The following is an 11,448-nucleotide window of genomic DNA, read 5'->3' as shown; positions in this document are numbered from 1 at the left end:
TTTCAATCTAACAATTTGGGTTTTTATTACTTTTTCTAATTTAATCATCTTGCGTATCTGAATTTTTGCTATTTATAAAACTTTCAGATATTTAAATTTCCATCTTTCTAATTATCAGTTCTAAAAAAACTTCCTGTAAACTCTGCAAATCGTTTTCCTATGATATTGATAAAAAATAAATATTATTCTGCTTAAGCATTTTTTCATGTAGACTTAAGAAAACTTACTCTTAATAGAAATATTGCATATCCCCCTTTTTAACTTTTTTTCTTTAAAGATAGTTTGTTTTTTAGCAAATTATTAATTCATAACTTATTCTTAACTTAATAAAATAACCTTCACTAGTTAACTATCAAATAGTATCCCTGTCTACATGTATTATTATACTATATATTACTTGTTTTTTCCAGCCTTTATATCTTATTTTATTAAGTATTCCGAATTTTACTAACTTTCCATCAACAAAATGTTTATTTTTTATAAGCTACTAGATATTCTGTTTAATGCTATTGTTTTAAATAAAAATATTCTATATAGCAAAATCAATTATTTAAATATACATCCCTTTTTATATAGATTTTTCAATAAAAAAACTAATAATTTGATCTTTATCAATTGATTTTTTAAATACTAAAGATAGTTAAATATTTAGTACTTTATATAAATTTTCCTTGTACTTATTTTCACTTTCAAAACTACTAGCTATTTTATAAACTACTATTTCCAGTAGCTTTAAATTAATAGATTTACTATCTTTATACCTAAAGTCACTTGTTTAAACTATTCTACTTGCTTTTTGTCTATACGGTTTGTTTGAACTTATTCTATTCAAGCTCAACTGCCTATTTTTATTTATATTCTTTGTTTGGGTCATTATACTCAAACTTATTTATATATTTTCACATGGAGTATTTGAACTATCATACTTAAGCTTATAAAAATATGGTCTCTATCTGAAAGTTTTAAAACCTTTCATTTAAATTCTTAATACTTCATATATTAAGTCTTAAGAATAACCTACTGTAAATCAGCTTAGTATAGAATTTTCCCTATATACAATATATTTAAAGTAAAGTTATATACTATTTAAATACATCAAATCTTCTATTTTTTTATAAAAATAAAGCAGAGGATGAAATCATCCTCTGCTTTTGGCAAAATAATACTATTAAGTTTATTTAAAAGTATTCAATATTAACTACTTATAGTCCTTCATTAGCTTTTCAAATATTGGAAGAGCTCTTTCACACTTTTCAGTTTCAACACAGTATGATAATCTCATATGTGATGCTGAACCAAATCCTGCTCCAGGAACTACTAACATATCATATTCTTTAGCCTTATCTGAGAACTTCTGTGAATCTCCATCTGGAGCTTCGATGAATAGGTAGAATGCACCTGCTGGCTTAGCAACATTGTATCCTAACTTTGTTAATCCATCATATAATAAGTCTCTATTCTTCTTGTAAACTGTTAAATCTGGTTCTACATCTACACATCTTTCTATTACCATCTGGAATAATGTAGGTGCACACACATAACCTAGTGCTCTAGCAGCTCCACCACAAGCAGCCATTACCATCTTGTCTTCTACCTTGTTTGGTACAAGAACATATCCTATACGTTCACCTGGTAGTGAAAGTGATTTTGACCAAGAATAGCAAACTATTGTATTATCATAGTAATTTGGTATAAATGGTACTTCTAATCCATCTATTAATACTAATTCTCTGTATGGTTCGTCAGTTACTAGGTATATAGTATGTCCATATTCCTTAGATTTAGCTTCTAATAATTCAGTTAGAGCCTTTATTTCTTCTAAAGAATAAACAACGCCTGATGGGTTATTTGGAGAGTTTACTACTATTGCCTTAGTGTTTGGAGTTAAAGCTGACTTTATACCATCAAGGTTTAACTGCATATCGTTCTGAGCTGGAACTAATACTTGCTTTGCTCCCTGAGCCTGAATAAATACAGTATATTCTGGGAAGAATGGTGCAAGTACCATTATTTCATCTTCTGGAGATGCTACTAAAGCCTTGAAAACTATATTTAATGATGCAGCTGCACCACAAGTCATTAGTAGATTATCTAGTGTATAATCAGTTCCGTATCTCTTATTTAGGTTATCAGCTATTGCTTTTCTAGTTCCGTTGTGTCCTGCACCTGAACTGTAGCTATGATATACCTTTGGTGAATTATCTTTGATTATATCTATTATAGCATCCTGAACTTCCTTTGGAGCTGGAACACTTGGGTTTCCTAAACTAAAGTCCAAAACATTTTCCGCACCTATTTCAGCAGCTCTTGCTGCACCAAAACCTGATAGCTCTCTTATTACAGATTTAGATGTACCTAACTTTACCATATCTTGAGAAATCATAATATTACCTCCTAAATTTACATAAAAACTTTATATTACTCTTAATCTTTAAGTCAATCTTTTGATCAACTATTCTAATATATATGTATTGAGTAATTATTCTAAAAATTCCATATATACTTCAGTTAAAATAAAAATTAACTTTATACTGGATCAGCTATTGTCTTACCTACGCTGGCATACTTACTTACTAAAGTAAATATTAATCCTCCAACTATAGCTGGAATCAGCCATTCAAAACCAAACTTGGCTAATGGAAGTGTTTGTATAAATGCTGTTGGACCTGCTAAAAGACTTCCGCCTCTCATTACAGATGCCATATTTAAACTCTGAACCAAAGATACAGAGAATGCACCTACTACTGCTCCCGTATATGTCAAGTTATATTTAATCTTGCTATCAAATAGTGACATTAAAATCAACACAATCATTACTGGGTATATTGCAGATAAAATAGGAACTGCTACTGATATCAAACCATCCACTCCTAAGAATGAAAGTCCAAATGATACTAGTACAGCAACTGTTACAACCTGCTTATACTTTACTTTTCCATTTGATACAGACTCAAAGTAGTTACCGCAAGTAGATGTCAGTCCTGTAGATGTTGTTAAACAAGCTAATGTTACTGCAACACCCATAAATACTGTACCTACATTACCTAACATAAGGTCAACCATACCTATTAATAAAGCTGTTCTTTCGGTATTCCCATCAAAATGTCCACCAACTGTTGCCCCAGCATAAGTTAAACTTCCGTAAACTAAAGCAAGAAGTATAAATGCTACTAGACCAACCTGTAAACTTGCCTTCAACTGAGTTTCTTCATCATCATAACCACGTCTAACTAGGTCTGAGATTACTATACCTGCCATCAATGGAGATCCTAATGCATCCATTGTCTGATAACCTTCTTTGAAACCTAATGTAAATAACTTAGGTGTTTCAGTAGTCATCATTGGATCTGGAGGATTTACTATAGCAACTACGACTATTAATCCTAGTATTAATAATAAACATGGAGTAAGATACTTACCAATTATGTCTATAACCTTACTTGGATTTAGTGCAATATAGTATGTTACTGCAAAAAATACTACACTTGTCAACCAACCAGGTACACCTGGGAATAAAGGTCTTATTAATATTTCATGTGTTGTAGCTCCAGTTCTTGGAACTGCGAAAAGAGGTCCTATTGTCAAAATGGCAATTGTACCTACTAACTTAGAGAACTTAGGGCTTACTCTTTTACCAAGGTCATCTGCTCTACCACCTAATTTTGCCGTTACAACAACACCAAGTATAGGCAATACTGGGTCAGATAATAAGAAAGCAAACATTGCTACATACCATCTATCGCCTGCTAAAACACCTAGATATGGCGGGAATATTAAGTTCCCAGCACCAAAGAAAATCGCAAATAGTGCAAACCCACAAATCATTATGTCTTTCTTTTTAATTTCCATATTCTTTTTTTCACCTTTTCTAAAAATAGATAATCAGCAACTATTTTTTAAAACATACTTAAATTTACAAGATTATTAAAGACCGTTTACTATATTTATTGGTCTTTCGCCATTCATTACTCTAACCATATTTTCATATGACCATTCAGACATTCTTATGAATGCATCGTCTGTAGTACCAGCAATATGTGGAGTTATAGAAAGTCTAGCCTTTCCAGTCTCGTTTAAGTTAAATATTGGATGATCAGCTGTTGGAGGTTCTGGAGCGATAACATCTAATCCAGCGAATATTCTTCCGTTATTTAGCGCTTCTGCTAAATCTTCATTGTTTACTATTTCACCTCTAGCAACATTTATTATTATTGCATCTTGCTTCATTTTGTCTATTGTTTCTTTACGTACCATATTTCTTGTAGAGTCTAATACTGGAACGTGGTATGATATAATATCACAAGTTTCTAGTATTTCTTCATATGTACAATATTCTAATCCGTGTTCTTTTTCAAATTCCTCATCTCTAAATACATCATAATACTTGATTGTGCAACCAAAAGCCTTAAGCATCTTAACTGCTGCATGACCTATAGCACCAAGTCCTACTAGTCCAACTACTCTAGAACTTAACTCACTCTGTCCCTTAACCTGATATGACTTGAAGCTTTCGTTGAATCCATCAACTCCCTTTGCCTTTATTAGTGCATCAGCTTCAGGCATTCTTCTTAGACAACTTATCATATGACCAACAGCTAATTCAGCAACTGGTACAGCATTAACAGCTCTGTTGTTACAAACAAAGATTCCCTTTTCTTTAGTAGCAGCTAGATCTATCTTATCAAATCCAACACCTAAAGAATGTATTAGCTTACAGTTATCAAGTTGTTCAACAACTTCTTTTCTAAAATGATCTACTGGACCACAGAATATTATATCTGCATCCTTACACTGTGCTACTAATTCTTCATCGCTACATGGATAGTTAATATACTGGAAATCCCATCCTTCTGGCTTCTTTACACCGAATCTTTCAATAATGTTTTTGTTGCAAGTGACTCTAACCTTAACCATTTTGCTTCCCCCTTAGAAATTTGAGTTAATTTCGTTATTTATTTAACCAGATTATTAAAAAATTTTACCTTCTTTGTTAATAATCCATACTAAACAAGAAAATAAATAACATTTTATTTTGATTATAACTTATATTGATTATATTTTATCGATTATAGTTAGTATCTAGGAGGTTATAAGCACCCCCTAGATACACAAAACTATAAATTATTGCTTTTCTTACATATAAAATAAATATATTTTATATTATCTTAAACCGTTTCAAGTTTCTAAACTTATTTATTACAAACTCTTAGTTAAATGCTCTTAATTCTTAAGAACAATGAATTACATCATTGCTTCTTCAGCACTCTTAAGGGCTTTTACTTTTTCTATTAGTATTGGTATAATCTGATGTAAATCACCAACTACACCTAGGTCTGCAACACCAAATATAGGAGCATTTTCGTCCTTATTTATTGCTACTATAAATTCAGAGTCTTCCATACCAGCTAAATGCTGTATAGCACCTGATATACCACAAGCCATATATAGATCTGGTCTAACAGTCTTTCCAGTCTGTCCAACCTGTCTATCTCTGCTTATCCAACCAGCATCAACGTTAGCTCTTGAAGAAGTAACTAATCCTCCAAGTTCATCAGCAAGCTCCTTTAGTACATCGAAGTATTCAGCACTACCGATACCTCTACCACCTGATACAAGTATCTTAGATTCAGTTATATCTACTGACTGATTAGTTGACTTAACAACTTCTCTTATCTTTATATTCATATCTTCTGGCTTGAAGTCTACCTTGAAGTCTTCTACTTCACCAGTCTTAGAAGTGTCTCTTGGAAGAGCCTTCATAACACCTGGTCTAACTGTTGCCATCTGAGGTCTGAATTCCTTACAAACTATTGTAGCCATGATGTTACCACCAAATGCTGGTCTAGTCATAAGTAATAACTTAGATTCTGGATCTATTTCTAGCTTAGTACAGTCTGCTGTAAGACCTGTATGTACTCTTGCAGAAACTCTTGGAGCTAAGTCTCTACCTATTGAAGTAGCACCAAATAGTACTATTCCTGGGTTTTTATCCTCTATTATTGCATTTACTGCCTTTGTATATGGTTCTGTTGCATATATGTCTAACATTGGATCATCTACGCATATTACCTTTTCTGCTCCATGGTATATTAATGTGTCAGCTAATCCCTTCACATTGTTTCCAAGTAAAACTGCAACTACCTTCTGATCTAGGTCTGCTGCTAGTGTATTTGCTATACCGATAAGCTCGATGCCTACTTTCTGAATGACACCATCTATCTGTTCAACTACTACATAAATATCTTTGTTCATTGGGTTATCTTCCTTTCAAATTATTGTATTAAAATTATCTTTCAAAATTTACAGTATTATATTAAATACTTTTCTTGTAGCTTAGCAAGAATTGCATCTGCTGCTTCTTCTGGAGTTAAACCTTCTAGCTTAACACCCTTGCCCTTAGCCTGCTTAGTGAATGACTTTTTAACATTTGTAGGTGATCCCTTTAAACCGATATTTGCTACATCAAGTTTGTCTTCTATGTCTTTTAGTCCCCAAACCTTTATATCCTTCTTATAAGCGTCAAATATTCCACCAACTGACATATATCTTGGAGTTATTTCTTCGCTTAAAGTAGTTATTAGACAAGGTGGCTGTATTTCGATAATATGATATCTGTCCTCGAATTGTCTCTTAACTATGAACTTTCCATCTTCAACCTTTAGGCTTTCACAATAAGAAATCTGTGGTATCTGTAGATGTTCAGCTATCTGTGGTCCAACCTGAGCTGTATCACCATCTATAGCCTGTCTACCAGCTATTATTATATCATAATCTAAGTTTCTTAATGCTCCTGCTATTGTTGTTGATGTAGCCCATGTATCTGCTCCACCGAATGCTCTATCTGATACTAATATACCATCATCACATCCCATAGCTAATGCTTCTCTTATTGCAAGCTGTGCCTGTGGAGGTCCCATTGATACTACTGTTACAGTACTACCTGGAACATCTTCTTTTATCTGAAGTGCTAATTCCAAACCTGCTTTATCGTCAGGATTTATTATACTTGGTACCCCGTCACGAATTAAAGTATTCTTAACAGGATCAAGCTTTACCTCTGTTGTATCTGGTACTTGCTTAATGCAAACTACAATTTTCATTTATACTACCTCCCCTTATTTCAATACGTTTGATGCTATAACCATCTTCTGTACTTCTGAAGTACCTTCATAAATTGAAGTTACTCTCATGTCTCTATACATTCTTTCTACTGGATATTCCTTGATGTAACCATAACCACCGTGAATCTGTAATGCCTTATCTACTATCCACTTACCTTCTTCAGTAGCAAATAACTTCGCCATTGAAGCTTCCTTATCGGCTGGTTTACCCATATCCATCTGATATGCAGCATCGTATACAAGGTGACGCATAGCACAAATCTTTGTTTCCATTTCAGCTAGTATGAACTGAGTGTTCTGGAAATTAGCTATTGATCTACCAAACTGATTTCTAGCCTTTGCATACTTAACAGCTTCTTCCATAGCACCTTCTGCTATACCTAGTGCCTGGCAAGCTATACCTAATCTACCAACTGAAAGTGTCTTCATTGCGTTGATAAATCCTCTACCTTCTTTTCCTAACATCATTGTTTTTGGAACTCTTACGTTTTCTAGAACAACGTCACTAGTTGGGCAACCAATTACACCCATCTTATTTTCTGGCTTACCAAATGATACGCCTTCTGCCTTTGAGTCTACTATGAATGTAGATATTCCCTTAGTTCCTAATTCTGGATTAGTCTTAGCGAATAAAATTACATAGTCAGATACTGGTGCTCCTGTTATAAATGTCTTTCTACCGTTGATGATGTAGTCATCTCCATCAGCAACTGCAGTAGTTAATATTGAACCTGCATCAGAACCTGCACCTGGCTCAGTAAGTGCGAAACAGAACATTTTTTCTCCTGTAACCATTGGTCTTAGGTATTTTTCCTTCTGTTCTTCAGTACCATCTCTTAATATTGGTGTTGACTGTAGTGAGTTTGGAGATGATATCCATATAGTTGAAACGCCAGAAGCCTTAGCTAACTCTTCCATAACGATTGCATATGAACGGTGATCTCCTCCTGATCCACCATATTCCTTTGGTATCTTGATACCTAAAAATCCAGCATCAGCCATTTTGTGATATATTTCCATTGGAAATTCGCCTGTTTCATCTACTTCTTCAGCAGTTGGCTTTATTACTTCTTCAGCAAATTGCTTTGCTAGCTGACGAACTAATTCGTGTTCTTTTTCGAAAATCATAGATTGCCTCCTTAAAATTTTTAATGTTTAATTAAATCATATCTGCAAATGTCTGCAATGCAGTCTTTGCTTGTTCGAAGTTAGTCATTTGCTGATCCACTTCAACTAGAATGTTCATTATTCCAGCTTCATTAAGTTCATCTCTAATGATTGGATAATCAAATTCATCTGATTCACTAAACTTAGTCATAAGATATAATACTCCATCGGCATTGTGTTTCTTAACCTTGTCTATTACTATCTGTCCTCTAAGCTTACTTGGATCGTACAATAATGCACTACCTTCTATATCTGAAATCCATTTAGCTAAAGCTCTTACTGGATTGTCAGTAGCTTCATCAACTAAATAATCAAACTGTCCAGATTCATGGTTAACGTTATCATCTACTATACCTAGCTTGAATTCTTCTAATATCTTCATGATATCAGGGCTGTTCGCTAGTATACCAGTTGTAACAATTTTCTTACCTTCAAACTTTTCTTCTGGAGTTGACTTTAGTATATTATTTATTTCTTCTAATATTGCTAAGTGTTCAGCCTTATCAAAGAAATAAGCACTAGACATTACTCTTGCTCTAAGTGTTGGTGTTATTGTGTTTAGATGAGTAGATGCTAGTTGGTTAAATTCGCTCATAGCTTTTCTATGATTGTTGTATAATACTATAGCTTCTTCAACCTTGCTGTCTTCTATCTTGCAACCAGCAATCTCTTCTAGTTCCTTCTTAAGCTTTATATATTGTTTTTCATTGTAATCAATACCAGCTTTTATCTTTCTGTTCTGTCCATATCCTATATATAGGCAAGGTACGTTCTTTACTGCTCTTTTCCAGTTCTGGCTAAGACCCTTAAGACCATCACTTAAACCGCCTATTATCATTCCTGACATCTTGTCAAGCTTTCCTTCTAAACCTAAGTCCATAAGTCTTAGTATTGGAGCTGCATAGAATGCTGGGAAGTATTCTTTTGCTGAAGTAACTTCACCTTCAGCACCCCAGATACCCATTGGTATCATTCCTGCTGCGTATACTAATTCTTCTGGTGCATATACTGGTGCACAACCTATTACCTTCTTGCCATCATTTGTATATTTATCCAATTGTTCTAATGGACATACATCTAGCTTTTCTAATAATAAATTTATATTACTCATGTCTTTGTGCCTCCTTTGCTGCTTTACTTGCTTCCATTACTTCTATAAGACCCTGTACTCTTGTATCATATTGTGCTTCTGAGAAGTTTCTTGGATCCGCCTGGTCACCATCAAATGTAGCTGTTGGTATTCCAGTCTTTTCTCTGATTTCTCTTTCCATTTCATACATGATAGCACTCCACTGCTTACAGCTTCTGTTTATGTGGAATAACATACCATCTATGTTGTTTTCTTCTAGCAACTTAAGTCTCATATCTGTAGCTCTTTCATAAGAAATAGCGTTTGGAGTTCCGCAGTAAGCCTGCATCAATTCATAAGTATTATTGTAAATGTATCCGAATGCATCTGCATATACAGTACCGCAAACGTTTACACCATTATCCTTCAACTGTTTGAATGTGTGTCTTAGGTGTGGCCAACAAGCTATACCTTCAAACACAATTCTGTATTTTTCATCGGCCTTGAAAGTAGACTTACCTTCCTTAACGTTCTGATCGAATTCTTCTGCAAGCTTTTCAAAAGCTAAAGCTGATTCTAGCTTACCTCTTGCACATACTGCAACTGCCATATGGTTGAATACATCAAAACCACTGAATGGTGATGGAGTATACTTAGCGTAACCAGTAGCCTTTAACCAAGCTCTACCTGTTCTCTGAGATACTTCCATAACTTCATTAAACTTATCTTCATCCCATTTTTTACCAGTTAAATCTTCTAGCTGCTTGATAGCATAGTCAAACTGACCCTTTAGGTATTCAACTCTGTCATCTCCAGCTTCATATTCGTTATTATAAGGTACATCTATTAATATTAGTGGAATATTTAATTCTTTCGCTATATTCTCGTACCATTTGATCATACAGTTACATATATTGTTACAGCAAGCAACGAAGTCTGGCTGAGGCATGTTAAGTTCTGGTGCATCCTTTACATCCATATAAGCCAAGCTTATTCTAGCATATGCACAGATATCATTTGAGTATCCGTTATTTTCTGCAACTTCACATAATCTCTGTCCACCACCCTTAGCAGATATTGCAGCTGCCTGGTTTTCAGGGTAAACAACCTTTATGTCTAGTGTTTCAAATATTTCCTGAGGGAAGTTAGACGCACACCAACCAACTTTTTCCCCTCTCTCTTTTGCATCCCATGCTTCCTGATAGTGCTTTGCAACAATTTCTCCCAACATTTTCTTTGCTGGCTTTTCTTCTACCATTCCTGTATTACTCATGATAAGCTCCTTTCTAGCTTTTTAAATATTCTTCATAAGCGTATAAGGCCGCCCCTATAGCACCTGCCATCTGTGAATCTTCAGAAATCATTATTTCAGTTTCTAATTCTCCACTTAAAGCTCTAACTATTCCAGAGTTTTTTGTAACTCCACCAGTCATAGCTACTGGCTGTGTAAGTCCACCCCTTTTAGCAAGTCCCGCTACTCTACTAGCAACAGAGTAGTGGATTCCCTTTACTATATTTGGGATTGGAATCTTCTTTGCCATACAAGAAATTACTTCTGATTCGGCAAATACTGTACAAGTAGAACTTATAGGTGTTTTTTCTGTAGCTTGTTCATCAAGTTTCCCTAGATCTCCTAGTTCAACGTCCAACACTCCACACATTACCTCTAAGAATCTTCCTGTTCCAGCGGCACACTTATCGTTCATTAAGAAATTCATTAGCTGCCCTTTATTATTGAGTTTCAAAACCTTTATATCCTGTCCGCCGATGTCAATTATTGTTCTTACATCGCCGAATATATAAGATCCACCCTTTGCGTGACAACTTAATTCACTCATTGTTTTCTTTGCATCATCGTAACTGTTTCTACCATAACCAGTAGAAACAATTACTTCAATGTCTTTTAAAGTCAAATTAGCTTTTTTTATCACTTCATCTATTACGCGATCCACGCCTTTTGTTCCTGCGCCTAAGTTGACCACGCCTTTACTTACTATATCTTTTCCATTTTTGAGTATTACACACTTTGATGAAGTTGAACCTATGTCAATACCCATTGTATATATTTCACTCATTTTTTTCATCATCCTT

At 34.2% G+C, this 11,448-nt stretch carries 9 protein-coding genes; all 9 read right to left on the bottom strand.

Annotated features, from left to right (window positions below; translation table 11 throughout):
• Positions 1-1,198: 1,198 nt before the first annotated feature.
• The gene (locus tag UF10_RS02405) at positions 1,199-2,383 is read right to left on the bottom strand and encodes a pyridoxal phosphate-dependent aminotransferase (protein WP_106776226.1); all 1,185 of its coding nucleotides are present in this window, start codon (positions 2,381-2,383) and stop codon (positions 1,199-1,201) included.
• Between the two features lie 143 nt (positions 2,384-2,526).
• Entirely contained in the window at positions 2,527-3,849 is a 1,323-nt protein-coding gene (gene brnQ, locus UF10_RS02400) for a branched-chain amino acid transport system II carrier protein (protein ID WP_106776225.1), read from the bottom strand.
• Positions 3,850-3,924: 75 nt separating this feature from the next.
• Positions 3,925-4,914, bottom strand: coding sequence for a 2-hydroxyacid dehydrogenase (locus UF10_RS02395; protein ID WP_106776224.1), 990 nt, complete (start codon positions 4,912-4,914; stop codon positions 3,925-3,927).
• 327 nt (positions 4,915-5,241) lie between these two features.
• Entirely contained in the window at positions 5,242-6,252 is a 1,011-nt protein-coding gene (locus tag UF10_RS02390) for an electron transfer flavoprotein subunit alpha/FixB family protein (protein WP_106776223.1), read from the bottom strand.
• Positions 6,253-6,308: 56 nt separating this feature from the next.
• Positions 6,309-7,100: an electron transfer flavoprotein subunit beta/FixA family protein gene (locus UF10_RS02385; RefSeq protein WP_106776222.1), complete on the bottom strand. Its 792-nt coding sequence runs from the start codon at positions 7,098-7,100 to the stop codon at positions 6,309-6,311.
• Between the two features lie 15 nt (positions 7,101-7,115).
• Positions 7,116-8,249: an acyl-CoA dehydrogenase family protein gene (locus UF10_RS02380; RefSeq protein ID WP_106776221.1), complete on the bottom strand. Its 1,134-nt coding sequence runs from the start codon at positions 8,247-8,249 to the stop codon at positions 7,116-7,118.
• Between the two features lie 31 nt (positions 8,250-8,280).
• Complete coding sequence (locus tag UF10_RS02375; protein ID WP_106776220.1) at positions 8,281-9,399, bottom strand: 2-hydroxyacyl-CoA dehydratase subunit D; 1,119 nt, start codon at positions 9,397-9,399, stop codon at positions 8,281-8,283.
• Complete coding sequence (locus tag UF10_RS02370) at positions 9,392-10,630, bottom strand: 2-hydroxyacyl-CoA dehydratase subunit D (RefSeq protein WP_106776219.1); 1,239 nt, start codon at positions 10,628-10,630, stop codon at positions 9,392-9,394. Before UF10_RS02370 ends, UF10_RS02375 begins: the two co-directional genes overlap by 8 nt.
• A 13-nt stretch (positions 10,631-10,643) precedes the next feature.
• Positions 10,644-11,432 carry an acyl-CoA dehydratase activase gene (locus tag UF10_RS02365; protein WP_106776218.1) on the bottom strand — a complete coding sequence of 263 codons (789 nt, stop codon included), beginning with the start codon at positions 11,430-11,432 and terminating at the stop codon, positions 10,644-10,646.
• Positions 11,433-11,448: the final 16 nt, after the last annotated feature.

It is taken from the genome of Peptostreptococcus russellii, from assembly GCF_003012055.1.
Lineage (GTDB): Bacteria > Bacillota > Clostridia > Peptostreptococcales > Peptostreptococcaceae > Peptostreptococcus > Peptostreptococcus russellii.
The sequence above is the reverse complement of the archived record's forward strand: the minus strand, read 5'-3'. Positions and strand labels throughout refer to the sequence as shown.